We start from the raw sequence: 18,232 nt of genomic DNA, 5'->3' as shown, positions 1-18,232 counted from the left end.
GCATGGCGCGCTCCTACAAGGAAGGCCATGAGGTCAGCATGAAAAGATTCAACGACAAGACCGCCCTCGTCACCGGCGCCGCCCAGGGCATCGGCCGGCGCGTCGCCGAACGGCTGCTGGAAGAGGGCGCGAAGGTCATCGCCGTGGACCGCTCCGAGATCGTCCACGAACTGCAGGACGCCCTCGGCCAGCACGGAGAAATCCTCACCCTGACCGCGGACCTGGAGCGCTTTGCCGACTGCCAGGGTGTGGTCGATCAGGCGCTCGCGCGCTTCGGTCGCCTCGACATCCTGGTCAACAACGTTGGCGGCACCATCTGGGCGAAGCCCTTCGAGCATTACGCCGAAGACGAGATCGAAGCCGAGGTGCGCCGCTCGCTGTTCCCCACCCTGTGGTGCTGCCGCGCGGCGCTGGTGCCGATGCTGGAGCAGGGCGCGGGCGCCATCGTCAACGTCTCGTCCATCGCCACCCGTGGGGTGAACCGTGTGCCCTACGGTGCGGCGAAGGGCGGGGTCAACGCGCTGACCGCGTGCCTGGCGTTCGAGACTGCCGAGCGTGGCGTACGGGTGAATGCCACCGCACCCGGCGGCACCGAGGCACCGCCCCGGCGTATCCCGCGCAACGCGGCGCAGCAAAGCGACGAGGAGAAGGCCTGGTATCAGCAGATCGTCGACCAGACCCGCGAAAGCAGCCTGATGAAGCGCTACGGCAGCATCGACGAGCAGGTCGGCGCGATCCTCTTTCTCGCCTCCGACGAAGCCAGCTACATCACCGGCGTGACCCTGCCGGTGGGTGGCGGCGACCTGGGCTGAGGCGCCGCGATGATGCGCTTACGGCAGGCTCGCGCCGATCAGTTGCAGGCAGCGTTGCAGCGGTGCGCTGACGTCGCCGCGGCGCTGGCTGAGGATGATCGGCGAGACCGCTTCGGCGTCGGTCAGCGTGGCGTAGCCGATGTCGGCGCGGTGCTGCTGTTGCACCGACGCCGGCACCAGCGCCACGCCCAGGCCGGCGGCGACCAGGCCGATGGCGGTCTGCAGCTCGTTGGTCCACTGCGTCACGCGCACACTCAAACCGTGGTTGGCGAACAGCGCCAGCACATGGTCGGCATAGCTGGGGCGCGGGTTGGCGGGGTAGAGCACGAAGTCCTCGCCGGCCAGTTGCGCAAGGCTCAGCGGCGCACCGAGCAGGCGATGCCCGGCCGGCAACACGGCGACCATCGGTTCCTCGCGCAATACCTGCTGGGTAATCGCCGGGTCGTCGATGCGGATGCGTCCGAAGCCGATGTCGATGCGCCCGCTTTTCAGCGCCTCGACCTGCTGCACCGTGGTCATTTCCTGCAAACCCAGCTCGAGCCCGGCATCGCCACGCAGCTCGCGGATCAACTCGGGCAAACCGTCGTACAGGGTCGACGGCGCGAAGCCGATGCCGAACCACTGGCGCTCGCCACGGCCGATGCGCCGGGTGCTCTCGCAGATGCTTTCCAGCTGCGCCAGCAAGGTGCCGGTCTGCTCGTGGAAATACCGCCCGGCGTCGGTCAGGCGCAGCGGCCTGCCGCGCTCCAGCAGCGGCACGCCGAGCAGCTCCTCGAGCTGCTGGATCTGCCGGCTCAGCGGCGGCTGGGCGATGTGCAGGCGCTCGGCGGCACGGGTGAAGTTGAGGGTGCCGGCGACTTCGCGGAAGTAGCGCAGGTGTCGCAGCTCCATGATACCTCCAGGGTATGCAACAAGATGGCAACGATATTGGACTGCCCGCAGGGCGCGGCGCAATCCTTCGTTAATCGTGAAAAGACCTTCCGGGTATCGCCAAAAGACTGCCCGGCCCATCCAGAAGCCCCAGAACGGAATGCCGTCCATGAGTAGCCCCGTCATCGAACGCATCGAGTCGATCATCGTCGACCTGCCGACCATCCGCCCGCACAAGCTGGCCATGCACACCATGCAGCGGCAGACGCTGGTGATCATCCGCCTGCGCTGCTCCGACGGCGTCGAGGGCATCGGCGAAGCCACCACCATCGGCGGCCTGGCCTACGGCAACGAAAGCCCGGAAAGCATCAAGGCCAACATCGACGCGCACTTCGCTCCGCTGCTCCAGGGCCAGGACGCCAGCAACATCAATGCCTGCATGCAGCGCCTGGACAAGTCGATCAAGGGCAACACCTTCGCCCGTTCCGGCATCGAGAGCGCGCTGCTCGACGCCCAGGGCAAGCGCCTCGGCCTGCCGGTCAGCGAACTGCTCGGCGGCCGCGTGCGCGACAGTCTCGAGGTGGCCTGGACCCTGGCTTCCGGCGACACCGCCCGCGACATCGCCGAAGCCGAGCAGATGCTGGACATTCGCCGCCACCGCATCTTCAAGCTGAAGATCGGCGCCAACCCGCTGGAGCAGGACCTCAAGCACGTGGTGGCGATCAAGAAGGCCCTGGGCGAGCGCGCCAGCGTGCGCGTCGACGTCAACCAGGGCTGGGACGAATCCCAGGCCATCCGCGGCTGCCAGGTGCTCGGCGAGAACGGCATCGACCTGATCGAGCAGCCCATCTCGCGCATCAACCGCAGCGGTCAGGTGCGCCTGAACCAGCGCAGCCCGGCGCCGATCATGGCCGACGAATCCATCGAGAGCGTGGCCGACGCCTTCAGCCTTGCCGCCGACGGCGCCGCCAGCATCTTCGCCCTGAAAATCGCCAAGAACGGCGGCCCGCGCGCCGTGCTGCGCACTGCGCAGATCGCCGAAGCCGCCGGCATCGCGCTGTATGGCGGGACCATGCTCGAAGGTGCCGTCGGCACTCTCGCCTCGGCCCACGCCTTCATCACCCTGGAGAAGCTGACCTGGGCCACCGAGCTGTTCGGCCCACTGCTGCTGACCGAGGAGATCGTCACCGAGGCGCCGGTGTACCGCGACTTCCAGCTGCACGTGCCACGCACACCCGGCCTGGGCCTGACGCTCGATGAAGAGCGCCTGGCGCGCTTCCGCCGCACCTGACCCGCAACCTTTCCCGACTGCCCGATAGAGGAGAAAACCCGATGCTGTTCCACGTGAAGATGACCGTGAAATTGCCCGTCGACATGGACCCGGCGAAAGCCGCCCAGCTCAAGGCCGACGAGAAGGAACTGGCCCAGCGCCTGCAGCGCGAGGGCAAGTGGCGCCACCTGTGGCGCATCGCCGGGCATTACGCCAACTACAGCGTGTTCGACCTCGCCAGCGTCGAGGAGCTGCACGACACCCTGATGCAGCTGCCGCTGTTCCCGTACATGGACATCGAGGTCGACGGGCTCTGCCGCCATCCGTCTTCGATCCATTCCGACGACCGCTGATTTTCGTTCTGCACGACTCGACAAGAACAAGACTTGAGGATCGCACCATGACCGTGAAGATTTCCCAGACTGCCGACATCCAGAAGTTCTTCGAAGAAGCCAGCGGCGCCTTGAACGACCAGGGCAACCCGCGCGTGAAGAACCTCGTCCTGCGCATCCTGCAGGACACCGCGAAGCTCATCGAAGACATGAACGTCACCCCCGACGAGTTCTGGAAGGCGGTGGACTACCTCAACCGCCTCGGCGCGCGCCAGGAAGCCGGGCTGGTCGTGGCCGGCCTGGGCATCGAGCACTACCTCGACCTGCTGCTGGACGCCCAGGACGCGGCGGTGGGCATTGAAGGCGGCACCCCGCGCACCATCGAAGGCCCGCTGTACGTGGCCGGCGCGCCCCTGTCCGAAGGCGAGGCGCGCATGGATGATGGAAAAGACGCCGGCACCGTGATGTTCCTCTCCGGCCGCGTGTTCGACCTCGACGGCAAGCCCCTGGCTGGCGCCGTGGTCGATCTCTGGCACGCCAACACCAAGGGCACCTACTCGTATTTCGACAGCAGCCAGTCCGAATTCAACCTGCGCCGGCGCATCGTCACCGACGCCGAGGGGCGCTACCAGGCCCGCAGCATCGTGCCCAGCGGCTACGGCTGCCCGCCGGACGGCCCGACCCAGGAGCTGCTCAACCAGCTCGGCCGCCACGGCCAGCGCCCGGCGCACATCCACTTCTTCATCTCCGCGCCGGGCCATCGCCACCTGACCACGCAGATCAACCTGGCCGGCGACCAGTACCTGTGGGACGACTTCGCCTACGCCACCCGCGACGGGCTGATCGGCGAGGTGCGTTTCGTCGAGGACGCAGCGGCCGCCAAGGCGCGCGGTGTGGAAGGGCGCTTCGCCGAGATCGAGTTCGACTTCCAGCTGCAGCAGGCCGTCAGTGCCGGCGCCGAAGACCGCAGCAATCGCCCTCGCGCCTTGCAGCAAGCCTGACGCTGGACCTGTAGGAGCGAGCTTGCTCGCGAACCCTCCCTGCGCCGGAGCGGCCGGGAGACGCGGTTCGCGAGCAAGCTCGCTCCCACGAAAAGCCTGCAACCGACTGCATCCGCGACGCTCCGGCGCCGGGCTGTCGCGAGCATGGCCCGCTCCTGCACGCCAGCTCCTGTAGGAGCGAGCCATGCTCGCGATCGCGGACAAGGTCCGCGCCCGCCCGAACGACCTACCACGCCGCAAGAACCAGCCGTTAGCCCCCTAAGAGAAGTGTTCGATATTCGCACCAATAGTCGATTATCGCATTGTTCGCCCATCCCCCCGGCGGTACCTTTTTCCCACCTGCACCACGCCTACAACGAGACCGACCATGGCTGAACTCCTGACTCTCCGCGAAGCGGTCGAGCGCTTCGTCAACGACGGCGACACCGTCGCGCTCGAAGGCTTCACCCACCTGATCCCGACCGCTGCCTCCCACGAGCTGATCCGCCAGGGCAAGAAAGACCTGCACCTGGTGCGCATGACGCCCGACCTGGTCTACGACCTGCTGATCGGCGCCGGCTGTGTGCGCAAGCTGACCTTCTCCTGGGGCGGCAACCCTGGCGTCGGTTCGCTGCATCGCCTGCGTGACGCGGTGGAGAAGGGCTGGCCGCGCGAGCTGGAGATCGACGAGCACAGCCACGCCGACCTCGCCAACTCCTACGTCGCCGGCGCCTCGGGCCTGCCGTTCGCCGTGCTGCGCGCCTACGCCGGTTCCGACCTGCCGAAGGTCAACCCGAACATCAAGTTCATCAATTGCCCGTTCACCGGCGAACAACTGGCCGCCGTACCGTCGGTACGCCCGGACGTCACCGTGATCCACGCGCAGAAGGCCGACCGCAAGGGCAACGTGCTGCTGTGGGGCATCCTCGGCGTGCAGAAGGAAGCCGCCCTGGCCGCCAAGCGCTGCATCGTCACCGTCGAGGAAATCGTCGACGACCTGAACGCGCCGATGAACTCCTGCGTGCTGCCGACCTGGGCGCTGTCCGCCGTCTGCCTGGTGCCCGGCGGCTCGCACCCGTCCTACGCCCACGGCTACTCCGAGCGCGACAACCGCTTCTACCAGGCCTGGGACCCGATCGCCCGCGACCGCGACACCTTCAACGCCTGGATCGATACCTACATCCGCGGCACCCAGGATTTCTCTGAGTTCCAAGCCAAGCTCGCGGAGGCCAAGTAATGAGCGCCTACAGCACCAATGAAATGATGACCGTGGCCGCCGCCCGCCGCCTGAAGAACGGCGCCGTCTGCTTCGTCGGCATCGGCCTGCCGTCCAAGGCCGCCAACCTGGCGCGCCTGACCGCCTCGCCGGACGTGGTCCTGATCTACGAATCCGGCCCCATCGGCGCCAAGCCCAGCGTGCTGCCGTTGTCCATCGGTGACGGCGAGCTGGCCGAAACCGCCGACACCGTGGTGCCCACCGGCGAAATCTTCCGCTACTGGCTGCAGGGCGGGCGCATCGACGTCGGTTTCCTCGGCGCGGCCCAGGTCGACCGCTTCGGCAACATCAACACCACCGTCATCGGCGACTACAACAAGCCGAAGGTGCGCCTGCCCGGCGCCGGCGGCGCGCCGGAGATCGCCGGTTCGGCCAAGGAAGTGCTGATCATCCTCAAGCAGTCGCACCGCACCTTCGTCGACAAGCTGGCCTTCGTCACCTCGGTCGGCTTCGGCGAGGGCGGCGACCACCGCCAGCAATTGGGCCTTCCCGGAAAGGGCCCGGTGGCGATCATCACCGACCTGTGCATCATGGAACCGGAAGCCGGCAGCAACGAATTCATCGTCACCTCGCTGCACCCGGGCGTGACCCGCGAGCAGGTGATCGAGAACACCGGCTGGGCGATCCGCTTCGCCGAGCAGGTGAGCGAAACCGTTGCCCCGAACGAGATCGAACTGACCGCCCTGCGTGCCCTGGAAGCTCGCACTGCCGCCGCCCACGGTCAGCTGGGAGGTGAGGAATGAGCCGCGAGGTGTTCATCTGCGACGCCGTGCGCACGCCCATCGGCCGCTTCGGCGGCTCGCTCTCCGGCGTGCGCGCCGACGACCTTGCCGCCGTGCCGGTGAAGGCGCTGGTGGAGCGCAACCCGCAGGTCGACTGGGCCGCGCTGGACGAGGTCTACCTCGGTTGCGCCAACCAGGCCGGTGAGGACAACCGCAACGTGGCGCGCATGGCGCTGCTGCTGGCCGGCTTGCCGGAAAGTGTGCCGGGCGTGACCCTCAACCGTCTCTGCGCCTCGGGCCTGGACGCGGTAGGCACTGCCTTCCGCGCCATCGCCAGCGGCGAGGCCGAGCTGGTCATCGCCGGCGGCGTCGAGTCCATGTCCCGCGCACCCTATGTGATGGGCAAGGCTGACAGCGCGTTTGGTCGCGGCCAGAAGATCGAAGACACCACCATCGGCTGGCGCTTCATCAACCCGCTGATGAAGGCACAGTACGGCGTGGACGCCATGCCGCAGACTGCCGACAACGTGGCCGACGATTACAACGTCAACCGCGCCGACCAGGACGCCTTCTCCCTGCGCAGCCAGCAGCGTGCCGGCATCGCCCAGGCCAACGGCTACTTCGCCGAGGAAATCGTCCCGGTGGTGATCAAGGGCCGCAAGGGCGAGACCGTCGTCGACACCGACGAACACCCGCGCCCGGACACTACCCTGGAAGCACTGGCCAAGCTCAAGCCGGTCAACGGCGAAGGCAAGACCGTCACCGCCGGCAACGCCTCGGGCGTCAACGACGGCGCCGTGGCGCTGATCCTTGCCAGTGCCGAAGCGGTGAAGAAACATGGCCTCACCCCGCGTGCGAAAGTGCTCGGCATGGCCAGCGCCGGCGTCGCCCCGCGCGTCATGGGCATCGGCCCGGTGCCGGCGGTGCGCAAGCTGCTGGAGCGCCTGAACCTGTCGATGGATCAGTTCGATGTCATCGAGCTGAATGAAGCCTTCGCCGCGCAGGGCCTGGCGGTGACCCGTGATCTCGGCGTCGCCGATGACGACGCGCGGGTGAACCCCAACGGCGGCGCCATCGCCCTCGGCCATCCGCTGGGTGCCAGCGGTGCGCGTCTGGTGCTGACGGCGGTGCACCAGCTGCAGAAGTCCGGCGGCAAGCTCGGCCTGTGCACCATGTGCGTGGGCGTAGGGCAGGGCGTGGCGCTGGTCGTCGAGCGCGTGTGACGCCCCCTTGTAGGAGCGAGCTTGCTCGCGAACCCAGCCCCGCAGCGAGGTTTGTTCGCGAGCAAGCTCGCTCCTACAACTAGCAACTCTCCGGTCATACTGTCCCGACCACGTCCGCCGATCTCCGGAGCCACCTCGTGAGCACCAATCTTCTGTTCGACGCCTACTTCACCCAGCCGGCCATGCGCGCGATCTTCAGTGACCAGGGGCGGGTGCAGGGCATGCTCGACTTCGAGGCCGCACTGGCCCGTGCCGAGGCCCGCGTGGGCGTGATCCCGGCGCGCGCGGTGGAGCCCATCGCCGCCGCCTGCCGCGCCGAACTCTACGATTTCGCTGCACTGGCCCAGGCCATCTGCAGCGCCGGCAATTCCGCGATCCCGCTGGTGAAGGCGCTGGGCAAGCGCATCGCCGCCGAGGACGCCGAAGCCGAGCGCTACGTGCACCTTGGCGCCACCAGCCAGGACGCCATGGATTCCGGGCTGGTCCTGCAACTGCGTGCCGCCATCGAACTGCTGGACAGCGACCTGGCCCAGTTGGCCGATGCACTCGCCGTTCAAGCACAAGCCCACGCCGGCACGCCCATGGTCGGCCGCACCTGGCTGCAGCACGCCACGCCGGTCACCCTGGGCATGAAGATCGCCGGCTGGCTGGGCGCGATCACCCGTCATCGCCAGCGCCTGAACGAACTCAAGCCGCGCCTGCTGTGTCTGCAGTTCGGCGGCGCCTCCGGCAGCCTCGCCGCCCTTGGCGAACAAGGCTTTGCCGTGGCCGAAGCGCTGGCGGAAGAGCTGGACCTGCAACTCCCCGAACAACCCTGGCACACCCAGCGCGATCGCCTGGTGGAGTTCGCCAGCCTGCTCGGCCTGGTCGCCGGCAGCCTCGGCAAGCTCGGCCGCGATCTCAGCCTGCTGATGCAGACCGAAGCCGGTGAAGTCTTCGAGCCTTCCGCGCCGGGCAAGGGTGGTTCCTCCACCATGCCGCACAAGCGCAACCCGGTGGGCGCCGCCGTGCTGATCGGCGCGGCCACCCGCGCGCCGGGCCTGGTCTCGACGCTGTTCTCCGCCATGCCCCAGGAGCACGAGCGCAGCCTCGGCCTGTGGCACGCCGAATGGGAAAGCCTGCCGGAGCTGTGCTGCCTGGTTTCAGGCTCGTTGCAACAGGCGCTGAGCCTGGTACCGGGGCTGGAGGTGGATGCGGAACGGATGCTGGCGAATCTCGACCTGACCCGCGGCCTGGTGCTCGCCGAAGCCGTGAGCATCGCCCTGGCCCAGCGCATCGGCCGCGATGCCGCCCACCACCTGGTGGAGCAATGCTGCAAGCAGGCGGTGAAGGAGGGCGCGCACCTGCGCACCGTGCTTGGCGGCAATGCCGAGGTTGCCGCGCAAATGAACGCCGATGAACTGGATCGCCTGCTCGATCCGGCCCATTACCTGGGCCAGGCGCGCCGCTGGGTCGAACGCGCGCTGGCCGAACACCAAGCACTTTCCTTGCGCAAAGAATCCCGATAGGAGCCTTGCATGCCTGCCGTACGTCTCGCCGATGGCGACCTCAACTATCAACTGGAAGGCCCGGCTGGCGCGCCGGTGCTGGTGCTGTCCAACTCCCTGGGCACCGACCTGCACATGTGGGACGCGCAGGTTCCGGCCTTCGCCGAACACTTCCGTGTGCTGCGCTATGACACCCGTGGCCACGGCGCCTCGCTGGTCACGTCCGGCCCCTACAGCATCGAGCAGAACGGCCGCGACGTGCTGGCGCTGCTGGATGCGCTGGACATCCCGCGCGCGCACTTCTGCGGCCTGTCCATGGGCGGCCTGATCGGCCAGTGGCTGGGCATCCATGCGCCGGAACGCATCGAGCGCCTGGTGCTGTGCAACACCGCCGCCAAGATCGGCACCCCGGAAATCTGGAATCCACGCATCGACACCGTGCTCAGCGGCGGCGCCGAGGCCATGCGCAACCTGCGTGACGCGTCGATCTCGCGCTGGTTCACCGCTGACTTCGCCGAAGCTGAGCCGGGCAGGGTCGAGCCCATTGTCGGCATGCTGGCGCAGACCTCGCCGGAAGGGTACGCAGCCAACTGCGCCGCCGTGCGCGACGCCGATTTCCGTGGCGAGATCGGCGCGATCAGCGCGCCCACCCTGGTGGTCTGTGGCGCCGCCGACCCGGTGACCACCACCGAGGACGGTCGCTTCCTGCAGGCACGCATCCCCGGCGCCGAGCTGGTGGAGTTCCGTGCTGCGCACCTGTCCAACGTGCAGGCCGGCGATGCCTTCAGCCAGCGCGTGCTGGCCTTCCTGCGCGCCTGACCGCTTTCCCTTGTAGGAGCGCCCCTTGGGCGCGATCGCGGGCATGGCCCGCTCCTACAGGTTAAACACCGGAGTTTGAGATGGACGAAAAAGAACGCTACGAAGCCGGCATGCAGGTGCGCCGCGCGGTGCTGGGCGATGCCCACGTCGACCGCAGCCTGCAGAAGCGCAACGCCTTCAACGAAGAGTTCCAGGAAATGATCACCCGCCATGCCTGGGGCGACATCTGGACACGCCCCGGCCTGCCGCGTCATACGCGCAGCCTGATCACCATCGCCATGCTGATCGGCATGAACCGCGAGGGCGAACTCACGCTGCACCTGCGCGCCGCGCGCAACAACGGCGTGACCCGCGAAGAGATCAAGGAAGTGCTGCTGCAGAGCGCGATCTACTGCGGCATCCCCGCCGCCAATGCCACCTTCCACCTTGCCGAGGCGGTGTGGGACGAGCTGGGCACCGAGTCGCTGGGCGACGCCTGAGCGTCCGCGCAGGCGCCCCTGGACCACGCATCCGGGGGTGCCTGATTTTTCGGATAGGGTTCGCGAGCAAGCTCGCTCCAAAAGGTCTGCGCCGACATGTTTTTTGTAGGAGCGAGCTTGCTCGCGAACCTGCCCGGGCATTGCTTATGACCAGCATTGGGCTCTTGTAGGAGCGGACTCCGTCCGCGATAGGTCTGCATGGCGCCGGAATCCCTCGCGGACAGAGTCCGCTCCTACGCGAGCAATAGCCCCTGACCCTCTCCCGCAAGCGCGAGAGGGGGCCGCCCGGGCAGGATGAAACCCAAACCTCGGCCGGCACGTTTGGCTCCCTTTCCCTTTGAGCGGGGCGCGCAGCCAGGGCTGGGGTGAGGGGAATGTATCGGCACGGCGTTGCCGAAGAACCTCAGCTCTCCAGCTCCTTCCGATCCCTGAACAACTCCAGCGCCTGCGGATTGGCCAGCGCGTCGGTGTTCTTCACCGGCTGCCCATGCACCACGTTGCGCACCGCCAGTTCGACGATCTTGCCGCTGATGGTGCGGGGAATATCGGTCACCGCGAGGATCTTCGCCGGCACATGGCGCGGGGTGGTGTTGCTGCGGATGGTCTGGCGGATGCGTTCCTGCAGTGTGTCGTCCAGCTCCACGCCTTCACGCAGGCGCACGAACAGCACCACGCGCACGTCGCCCTGCCAGTCCTGGCCGATGGCGATGGACTCCAGCACCTGCTCGATCTTCTCTACCTGGCGGTAGATTTCCGCGGTGCCGATGCGCACGCCGCCGGGGTTGAGCACGGCATCGGAACGGCCGTGGATCACCAGGCCGCCGTGTTCGGTTTCCTCGGCGTAGTCGCCGTGGGCCCAGACGCCGGGGAAGGTGGCGAAGTAGGCGTCGAGGAACTTCTCGTTGTTCTCGTCATTCCAGAAGCCCACCGGGATCGACGGGAAGTGCCGCACGCAGACCAGCTCGCCTTTCTCGCCGCGCACCGGTTCGCCGGCCTCGTCCCAGACTTCCACCGCCATCCCCAGTGCCTTGCACTGGATTTCCCCACGCCAAACCGCGGAGGTCGGATTGCCGATGGCGAAGCAGGAAACGATATCGGTGCCGCCGGAGATCGACGACAGGCAGAGGTCCGGTTTCACGTCGCGGTAGACGTAGTCGAAGCTCTCGTGGGCCAGCGGCGAGCCGGTGGAGAGGAGCGTCTTCAGGCGTTCCAGCGAGTGGGTCTGGCGTGGGCGCACGTTGGCCTTTTCCAGCGCGGCGATGTACTTGGCGCTGGTGCCGAAGACGCTGATGTGCTCGGCGTCGATCAGGTCCATCAGGCGCTCGGGGCCGGGGTGGAAGGGCGAGCCGTCGTAGAGCACCAGCGTGGCGCCGACGGCCAGCCCGGAAACCAGCCAGTTCCACATCATCCAGCCGCAGGTGGTGTAGTAGAACAGCGTGTCGTCATGGCCCAGGTCGACGTGCAGGCCGTGTTCCTTCAAGTGCTGCAGCAGTACGCCGCCGGCGCCGTGGACGATGCACTTGGGCACGCCGGTGGTGCCGGAGGAGTAGAGGATGTACAGCGGGTGGTCGAAGGGTACCGGGGTGAATACCGGCTCGCCGCCGCTTTGGAAAAAGTCCTGCCAGAGGCTGACCCGCGCCGGGCTCTGGAAGTCGCTGCGGCGCGCATGGCCGTTGGCGTAGGGGACGATCAGCAACTGCTCCAGGGTGGGTAGCTGGGCGAGGATTTCGTTGAGCTTGGCGGTCAGGTCCAGCGTCTTGCCGGCGTAGCGGTAGCCGGCGCAGGCGATCAGCACCTTGGGCTCGATCTGGCCGAAACGGTCGATCACGCCGTGGGTGCCGAAGTCCGGCGAGCAGCTCGACCAGGTGGCACCGAGGCTGGTGGTGGCGAGCATGCCGACCACGGTCTGCCAGGTGTTGGGCATGAAGGCCGCGACGCGGTCGCCGACGCCCACGCCCGCTTCACGCAGGGCGCGCTGCAGGCCGGCGACCTGGGCGGCCAGTTCGGCGTGGCTGATCACCTCGCGGCGCTCGTCCTCGCTGATCGCGATCAGCGCCGGCTTGTGGTCGCGGCGGCGCAGCAGGTGCTCGGCGAAGTTCAGGGTGGCGCCGGGGAACCAGCGCGCATCGGGCATTTCCGGGCCTTCCTCGAGGACCGCCGTGGGCGCCTCGTGGAACTGCACGCCGAAGGTGTCGACGATGGCCAGCCAGAAGGCCTCGCGCTCGGCGATGCTCCAGGCGTGCAGGGCGGCATAGTCGGGCAGGTCGAGCCCGTGCTGCTGAGCCACCTTGCGGCGGAAGGCGTCCATGTGGGTGGCGGCGATGCGTTCGGGGGAGGGGCTCCAGAGCGCCTGGTTCATCGACTACGACTCCAGCTGATTCGTGTGGGGCGGAGGGCACCGCCGACGAACGGTGCCCGCGCATCATGTCACGAAGCGCCGCAGGAACCCTCGGGTCACTGGGCGACCCAGCCGCCATCCATGTTCCAGGCGGCGCCGCGGACCTGGGCGGCAGCTTCAGAACACAAGAATAGCGCCAGCTCGCCGAGCTGTTCGGCGGTGACGAAGTCCAGCGACGGCTGCTTCTCCGCCAGCAGGTCGTGACGCGCCTGTTCGGGGCTGGCGCCGGCGGCGATGCGTGCGTCGATCTGTTGCTGCACCAGTGGCGTCAGCACCCAGCCGGGGCAGATGGCGTTGCAGGTGATGGCCGTGGTGGCGGTTTCCAGGGCGGTGGTCTTGGTCAGGCCGATCACGCCGTGCTTGGCGGCCACGTAGGCGCTCTTGCCGGCGGAGGCGACCAGGCCGTGGGTCGAGGCGATGTTGAGGATGCGCCCCCAGCCGCGCTGGCGCATGCCCGGCAGCGCCAGCCGGGTGGTGTGGAACACCGAGGAGAGGTTGATGGCGATGATCGCGTTCCAGCGCTCCACGGGGAAATCCTCCAGCGCCGCGACGTGCTGGATGCCGGCGTTGTTGACCAGGATGTCGAGGCCGCCGAACTCGCGCTCGACGTAGGCGATCATCTCGGCTATCTGCTCGGGTTGCGCCATGTCCGCACCGTGGTGGCCGATGCGCGTGCCGTGCACCGACAGCTCGCGCACGGCCGCGTCGATGTCGCCGAAGCCGTTGACCACCACGTTGGCGCCCGCCTGCGCGAGGCGCGCAGCGATGCCCAGGCCGATGCCGCTGGTGGAGCCGGTGACCAGTGCGGTCTTGCCCTTGAGTGTCATGCAAATCTCCTTTGAAGCAGGGTGGTCGCATTGCTGCGACTATCAAACACAGGGACTGCCCAGAATCCGTTTGTGGCCTTGCGAGCTGGAACAGAACAAGGAAGAAGCAGGTGAGGACGCGGAGTTGACGTGTAGTCAATGAGCAGTCATCGCCTGCTTTTGACGCAGTCATGCCGACGCGCAGCTAGCCACAAGCGGATTCTCAGACGATGCCGGTGGCGTAGAAGGTCCCTATCACCACGAACACCGCGAGGGTCTTGATCAGGGTGATGGCGAAGATGTCCTTGTAGGCTTCGCGGTGGGTCAGGCCGGTGACCGCGAGCAGGGTGATCACCGCGCCGTTGTGCGGCAGGGTGTCCATGCCGCCGGAGGCCATGGCGGCGACCCGGTGCAGCACTTCCAGCGGGATGTTGGCGGCGTGGGCGGCAGCGATGAACTGCTCGGACATGGCCGCCAGGGCGATGCTCATGCCACCGGACGCCGAGCCGGTGATGCCGGCCAGGGTGGTGACGGTGATGGCCTCGTTGACCAGCGGATCGGGAATCTTCTTCAGCGCATCGGCCAGCACCAGGAAGCCCGGCAAGGAGGCGATCACCGCGCCGAAGCCGTATTCCGAAGCGGTGTTCATGGCCGCCAGCAGCGCGCCGCCCACGGCAGTCTTGCTGCCCTCGGCGAGCTTGCTGCGGATCACCGCGAAGCTGGTCACCAGCACCAGCAGGATGCCCAGCAGCAGCGCCGCCTGCACCGCCCAGATGCCGGTCAGCTTGGCCACGTCGCTGGCCACCGGCGCGGCCATGCCGGCCAGTTGCAGGCTGTGGGTCTTGCCGTAGACCTGGGGAATCCAGTGGGTGAACAGCAGGTTGGCGACGCCCACCAGCACCAGCGGCGAGAGCGCCAGCAGTGGGTTGGGCAGCCGGATGTCGTCGGCGGTTTCCGGCTCGTTGCGCAGTTCGGTGCCGTAGCCCTCACCGGCGGCCCGCGCCTTGCCGGCCTGGCGGCGGAGGAAGAGCATGCCGACCGTGAACACGAACAGGCTGCCGATCAGCCCCAGCCAGGGAGCCGCCCAGCCGGTGGTGTTGAAGAAGGCGGTGGGGATGATGTTCTGGATCTGCGGGGTGCCGGGGAGGGCGTCCATGGTGAAGCTGAACGCGCCCAGGGCGATGGTCGCCGGGATCAGCCGCTTGGGGATGTTGCTCTGGCGGAACATTTCGGCGGCGAACGGATAGACCGCGAACACCACCACGAACAGCGAGACGCCGCCGTAGGTGAGCAGGGCGCAGACCAGCACGATCACCAGCATCGCCTGGCTCGTGCCGAGCAGGCGGATGGCCGCGGCGACGATGGAGCGCGAGAAGCCCGACAGCTCGATCAGCTTGCCGAATACGGCGCCGAGCAGGAACACCGGGAAGTAGAGTTTGACGAAGCCGACCATCTTCTCCATGAACACCCCGGTGAAGGCCGGGGCGACGGCGGAAGGGTCGGTCAGCAGCACCGCCAGCAGCGCGGCGATGGGGGCGAAGAGGATCACGCTGTAGCCGCGGTAGGCGGCGAGCATCAGCAGGGCGAGGGCCGCGAGGGCGATGACCACGCTCATCGAAGTATCTCCAGTTGTCGCGCGGCCAGGAGCCGCGCGTCGTTCTTGTTGTAGTGGGGGCGAGTGACGATCAGGCGATTACCAGAGCGGCAGCACGTAGCTGAGGATCAGGCGGTTCTCGTCCAGGTCGTTGCCGAAGTGGCTGGAGCGCACCGTCGCATTGCGCCACTTCACGCCGACGTTCTTCAGCGGGCCGCTCTGCACCACGTAGCCGATGTCGGTGTCGCGCTCCCATTCCTTGCCTTCGGGCTTGCCCGCGCCCAGTTCGATGCTGTCGCCGGACAGGTAGCGGGTCATGAAGGTCAGGCCGGGCACGCCCAGGGCGGCGAAGTCGTAGTCGTAGCGCGCCTGCCAGGACTTCTCGTCGCGGTTGGCGAAGTCGCCGATCTGCACGAAGTTGACCAGGAAGGCGTCGGTGCCGCCGATGTAGGCGAAGCCGGTGTCGCCGCTCATCTTCTGGTAGCCGGCGCCGAAGCCATGGCCGCCCAGGGTGTAGCTGAGCATGGCGCCGAAGGCGCGGTTGTCGACGTTGCTGTGGCCGTCGTCGTCGGAGCGCGCATAGCGCAGGTCGGTCTTCAGCGATTGGCCGGCGGCGATCGGCAGCACGTGCACCAGGTTGACGATGTGCTGGTCGTAGAGCCCGTCGAGCTTGGCGTAGCTGTAGCCGGTGGTCAGCTGCGGCGTCCACTTGTAGCTCAGGCCGGCGAAGTCGAACTGGTCGCTGCTGTCGGTGGCGACGATGCCGCGCGCGCTGCCGCTGGTGACGGTCATGTCCTCGCGGTTGGACGAATCGCGCTGGCTCACCTGGCGCAGGCGACCGCCGTCGAAGGTCAGGCCGGCGAACTCGGCGGAGTTCAGGTGCGCGCCTTCGAAGGTCTGCGGCAGCAGGCGCGAATCGTTGGCCAGCACGGTGGGCAGCTTGGGCAGCAGGGTGCCGATCTTCAGGGTGCTCCTGGAGGCGCGCAGCTTGGCAGTCAGGCCCAGTTCGCTGTAGTCGTCCGGCGCGCCGTTGACCTTGTCCTTGTCGCGCGGCAGCAGCCCGGAGCCGGCACGGTCAGGGCTGGAATCCAGTTTCACGCCGAGTAGACCGATAGCGTCCACACCCACGCCGATGGTGCCTTCGGTGTAGCCGGATTCGTAGCGCAGCAGGAAGCCCTGCGCCCACTCTTCCTGCTTGGACTGCGCGGCGTTGTCCTGGCGGAAGTCGCGGTTGAAGTAGAAGTTGCGCAGCTCGACGCTGGCCTTGCTGTCGGCAAGGAATTCGGCGAAGGCATGGGGCGAAAGGGCGAGGGTGGAACCGAGGGCGGTGATGACGGCGGTACGGCTCATCAGGTGATCTCCTGGCGCGGCGCCGTGTGCGAAGCGGGACTAGCCGTGGTGTCCGCTGGGGTCTGTTCGCGTTCGGGCAGCATTGATTGTTGTTATGTCGGCTGTGCGGACGAAGGCCGCGAGAGGCGACATAGCCAGGACCGTGCCAGGATTGTAACTATTTGATTTTTAAGTCTTATTTTGAGAATGGCGCCAATGGGGAGAGCCTGTTTGTCTCTGCTTGGAGACAAGGCGCACGATTGATTCGCCAGGAGGCCGTTGATCAAGAGGCAGGAGGGTGTGTCTCTATTTTGAGACTTGTCTCTCTTTCAGGATTGCAGGCCCAGCGCCGCCATCTTCTTGTACAACGTCGAGCGCCCCAGCCCCAGGCGTTGCGCGGCGGCATCGACGTTGCCGGCGTGCTCGGCCAGGGTGTTGGCGATCAGTTCGCGCTCGAAGGCGTCGCGTGCGGCGTAGAAGTCCTGCCCGTCGGCCAGCTTGGCGGCTGGCGCAGCCGAGGCAGCCGGCAAGGGTTGCAGCTCGCCCAGGGCCGAACGCAGGGCGGCGGCATCGATCTGCGGGCGGTCGCCCAGCAGTACGGTGCGCTCCAGCAGGTTGCGCAGCTCGCGCACGTTGCCCGGCCAGGCGTGCCGGGCGAGCAGGGCGAGACCGCCGGCGTCCAGTTCGTAGAGCGTCTGGCGGTCGTCGCGCAGGCCGTCGAGGATCGCCTCGCACAGCGCCGGCAGGTCTTCCAGGCGTTCGCGCAGCGGCGGAATGTCGATGGGCAGGACGTTGATGCGGTAGAACAGGTCGGCGCGGAAGCGGCCATCGCGCACGGCGGCGTCGAGGTCGATGGAGGTGGCGGCGATCAGGCGTACGTCGCTGCGCAGCACCTCGTTGGAGCCCACCGGTTCGAACTCCTTCTCCTGCAACACCCGCAGCAGCTTGCTCTGCAGGGTCAGCGGCATGTCGCCGATCTCGTCGAGGAACAGCGTGCCGCCCTGGGCGATCTGCAGCTTGCCGGGGCGGCCCTTGCGGTCGGCGCCGGTGAAGGCGCCCGGCGCGGTGCCGAAGAACTCGGCCTCCAGCAGCGTCTCGGGAATGGCGGCGGCGTTGATGCTGACGAAGGGTTTGTCCGCGCGCGGCGAGGAGGCGTGGATGGCGTGGGCCAGCAGCTCCTTGCCGGTGCCGGTCTCGCCCAGCAGCAGGATCGGCGCTTCGCTGGCGGCGCCACGGCGGGCGCGGCGCTTCACTTCCAGGCTGGCCGGGCTGGTGCCGATGAAGTGGCCGAAGCTGTACTTGGCCTGGCGCGCCTGCAGCAATGAACGGGTCGAAGCCAGTTCGGCCTGCATGCGCTGGTAGCGGGTGAGCAACGGCGACAGTGTGCGCAGTTCGTCGAACAGAGCGAAACCGATGCCGCCGATGACCTCGCCCGCGTCGTCGCGGATCGGTACGCGCATGACCACCAGCGGGTCCTTGGCCATGTCGAGGATGTCCAGCAGCATCGGCCGGCCGCTGCTGACCACTTCGCGCATCAGGCTGCCGGGGATCACCTGCTCGACGGGGCGGCCAATGGCCTGCTCGGCGCTGTCCAGGCCGAAGCGCTGGGCGTAGCGCTGGTTGATCCAGACGATGCGCGCCTCGCGGTCGACTATCACCGTGCCTTCGCTGAACTGCTCGAAGATCTCGAACAGCGAGCGGATCGCCAGTTGGCGGACGCTGGGGTAGTCCTTGAGGCTGTCGGTGTCGGTCATGGGCGGGCCGTGCGCGCGGAGGGCAGAGGGCGCACTGTACCGGGATGTGGAGGCAGGTTGTACCTGTAGGAGCGGGCCATG

General features: G+C 67.5%; 15 protein-coding genes and 1 pseudogene. 10 read left to right on the top strand and 6 right to left on the bottom strand.

Annotated features, from left to right (window positions below):
• Positions 1 to 38 precede the first annotated feature (38 nt).
• On the top strand, positions 39 to 812 hold the full coding sequence (locus UB43_RS02935) for a 1,6-dihydroxycyclohexa-2,4-diene-1-carboxylate dehydrogenase (RefSeq protein WP_045208898.1): 774 nt from the start codon (positions 39 to 41) through the stop codon (positions 810 to 812).
• An 18-nt stretch (positions 813 to 830) separates the two neighbouring features.
• Here UB43_RS02935 and UB43_RS02930 read toward each other — a convergent pair whose 3' ends face one another.
• Positions 831 to 1,703: a LysR family transcriptional regulator gene (locus tag UB43_RS02930; RefSeq protein ID WP_045208237.1), complete on the bottom strand. Its 873-nt coding sequence runs from the start codon at positions 1,701 to 1,703 to the stop codon at positions 831 to 833.
• Positions 1,704 to 1,851: 148 nt separating this feature from the next.
• Here UB43_RS02930 and UB43_RS02925 point away from each other — a divergent pair, with 148 nt between their 5' ends.
• The 9 genes from UB43_RS02925 to pcaC all read left to right on the top strand — a co-directional run bounded on the left by UB43_RS02925 (position 1,852) and on the right by pcaC (position 10,270).
• Positions 1,852 to 2,973: a muconate cycloisomerase family protein gene (locus UB43_RS02925; RefSeq protein WP_045208235.1), complete on the top strand. Its 1,122-nt coding sequence runs from the start codon at positions 1,852 to 1,854 to the stop codon at positions 2,971 to 2,973.
• 41 nt (positions 2,974 to 3,014) lie between these two features.
• Positions 3,015 to 3,305: a muconolactone Delta-isomerase gene (gene catC / locus UB43_RS02920; protein ID WP_017519458.1), complete on the top strand. Its 291-nt coding sequence runs from the start codon at positions 3,015 to 3,017 to the stop codon at positions 3,303 to 3,305.
• A 47-nt stretch (positions 3,306 to 3,352) separates the two neighbouring features.
• Positions 3,353 to 4,285: a catechol 1,2-dioxygenase gene (gene catA, locus UB43_RS02915; RefSeq protein ID WP_045208232.1), complete on the top strand. Its 933-nt coding sequence runs from the start codon at positions 3,353 to 3,355 to the stop codon at positions 4,283 to 4,285.
• Between the two features lie 367 nt (positions 4,286 to 4,652).
• Positions 4,653 to 5,501 carry a CoA transferase subunit A gene (locus UB43_RS02910; RefSeq protein WP_045208230.1) on the top strand — a complete coding sequence of 283 codons (849 nt, stop codon included), beginning with the start codon at positions 4,653 to 4,655 and terminating at the stop codon, positions 5,499 to 5,501.
• A complete protein-coding gene (locus tag UB43_RS02905; protein ID WP_045208229.1) occupies positions 5,501 to 6,283 on the top strand; it encodes a CoA-transferase subunit beta in 783 nt (260 codons plus the stop codon). The genes UB43_RS02910 and UB43_RS02905 overlap by 1 nt, the downstream gene beginning before the upstream one ends.
• Complete coding sequence (pcaF, locus tag UB43_RS02900; RefSeq protein ID WP_045208228.1) at positions 6,280 to 7,485, top strand: 3-oxoadipyl-CoA thiolase; 1,206 nt, start codon at positions 6,280 to 6,282, stop codon at positions 7,483 to 7,485. Before UB43_RS02905 ends, pcaF begins: the two co-directional genes overlap by 4 nt.
• Before the next feature lie 137 nt (positions 7,486 to 7,622).
• Positions 7,623 to 8,993: a 3-carboxy-cis,cis-muconate cycloisomerase gene (locus UB43_RS02895; RefSeq protein WP_082085753.1), complete on the top strand. Its 1,371-nt coding sequence runs from the start codon at positions 7,623 to 7,625 to the stop codon at positions 8,991 to 8,993.
• Between the two features lie 9 nt (positions 8,994 to 9,002).
• Positions 9,003 to 9,791, top strand: a complete 789-nt coding sequence (pcaD, locus tag UB43_RS02890; protein WP_045208226.1) for a 3-oxoadipate enol-lactonase — start codon at positions 9,003 to 9,005, stop codon at positions 9,789 to 9,791.
• A gap of 80 nt (positions 9,792 to 9,871) precedes the next feature.
• Positions 9,872 to 10,270, top strand: coding sequence for a 4-carboxymuconolactone decarboxylase (gene pcaC / locus UB43_RS02885; protein WP_045208224.1), 399 nt, complete (start codon positions 9,872 to 9,874; stop codon positions 10,268 to 10,270).
• Positions 10,271 to 10,673: 403 nt separating this feature from the next.
• Here pcaC and UB43_RS02880 read toward each other — a convergent pair whose 3' ends face one another.
• From UB43_RS02880 to UB43_RS02860, 5 genes and pseudogenes are all read right to left on the bottom strand, one after another.
• Positions 10,674 to 12,629: an acetoacetate--CoA ligase gene (locus tag UB43_RS02880; protein WP_045208222.1), complete on the bottom strand. Its 1,956-nt coding sequence runs from the start codon at positions 12,627 to 12,629 to the stop codon at positions 10,674 to 10,676.
• A 95-nt stretch (positions 12,630 to 12,724) separates the two neighbouring features.
• Positions 12,725 to 13,495 (bottom strand): 3-hydroxybutyrate dehydrogenase, encoded by a 771-nt coding sequence (locus UB43_RS02875; RefSeq protein ID WP_045208220.1) that lies wholly within the window; start codon positions 13,493 to 13,495, stop codon positions 12,725 to 12,727.
• A 202-nt stretch (positions 13,496 to 13,697) separates the two neighbouring features.
• Positions 13,698 to 15,089 (bottom strand): GntP family permease, encoded by a 1,392-nt coding sequence (locus UB43_RS02870; RefSeq protein WP_045208219.1) that lies wholly within the window; start codon positions 15,087 to 15,089, stop codon positions 13,698 to 13,700.
• 78 nt (positions 15,090 to 15,167) lie between these two features.
• Complete coding sequence (locus UB43_RS02865; RefSeq protein WP_045208218.1) at positions 15,168 to 16,418, bottom strand: OprD family porin; 1,251 nt, start codon at positions 16,416 to 16,418, stop codon at positions 15,168 to 15,170.
• 262 nt (positions 16,419 to 16,680) lie between these two features.
• Positions 16,681 to 18,151 (bottom strand): annotated as a pseudogene (locus tag UB43_RS02860) (sigma-54 interaction domain-containing protein).
• Between the last annotated feature and the right edge of the window lie 81 nt (positions 18,152 to 18,232).

The sequence above is a fragment of the Pseudomonas sp. 21 genome (assembly GCF_000955805.1).
Taxonomy (GTDB): Bacteria; Pseudomonadota; Gammaproteobacteria; order Pseudomonadales; family Pseudomonadaceae; genus Pseudomonas.
This window is presented reverse-complemented; position numbering and strand designations above follow the sequence as displayed.

Excerpts from the sequence above, each read along its gene's own strand:
- UB43_RS02935 (WP_045208898.1), top strand. The coding sequence starts at position 39 with ATGAAAAGATTCAACGACAAGACCGCCCTCGTCACCGGCGCCGCCCAG.
- UB43_RS02930 (WP_045208237.1), bottom strand. The coding sequence starts at position 1,703 with ATGGAGCTGCGACACCTGCGCTACTTCCGCGAAGTCGCCGGCACCCTC.
- UB43_RS02925 (WP_045208235.1), top strand. The coding sequence starts at position 1,852 with ATGAGTAGCCCCGTCATCGAACGCATCGAGTCGATCATCGTCGACCTG.
- catC (WP_017519458.1), top strand. The coding sequence starts at position 3,015 with ATGCTGTTCCACGTGAAGATGACCGTGAAATTGCCCGTCGACATGGAC.
- catA (WP_045208232.1), top strand. The coding sequence starts at position 3,353 with ATGACCGTGAAGATTTCCCAGACTGCCGACATCCAGAAGTTCTTCGAA.
- UB43_RS02910 (WP_045208230.1), top strand. The coding sequence starts at position 4,653 with ATGGCTGAACTCCTGACTCTCCGCGAAGCGGTCGAGCGCTTCGTCAAC.
- UB43_RS02905 (WP_045208229.1), top strand. The coding sequence starts at position 5,501 with ATGAGCGCCTACAGCACCAATGAAATGATGACCGTGGCCGCCGCCCGC.
- pcaF (WP_045208228.1), top strand. The coding sequence starts at position 6,280 with ATGAGCCGCGAGGTGTTCATCTGCGACGCCGTGCGCACGCCCATCGGC.
- pcaD (WP_045208226.1), top strand. The coding sequence starts at position 9,003 with ATGCCTGCCGTACGTCTCGCCGATGGCGACCTCAACTATCAACTGGAA.
- pcaC (WP_045208224.1), top strand. The coding sequence starts at position 9,872 with ATGGACGAAAAAGAACGCTACGAAGCCGGCATGCAGGTGCGCCGCGCG.
- UB43_RS02880 (WP_045208222.1), bottom strand. The coding sequence starts at position 12,629 with ATGAACCAGGCGCTCTGGAGCCCCTCCCCCGAACGCATCGCCGCCACC.
- UB43_RS02875 (WP_045208220.1), bottom strand. The coding sequence starts at position 13,495 with ATGACACTCAAGGGCAAGACCGCACTGGTCACCGGCTCCACCAGCGGC.
- UB43_RS02870 (WP_045208219.1), bottom strand. The coding sequence starts at position 15,089 with ATGAGCGTGGTCATCGCCCTCGCGGCCCTCGCCCTGCTGATGCTCGCC.
- UB43_RS02865 (WP_045208218.1), bottom strand. The coding sequence starts at position 16,418 with ATGAGCCGTACCGCCGTCATCACCGCCCTCGGTTCCACCCTCGCCCTT.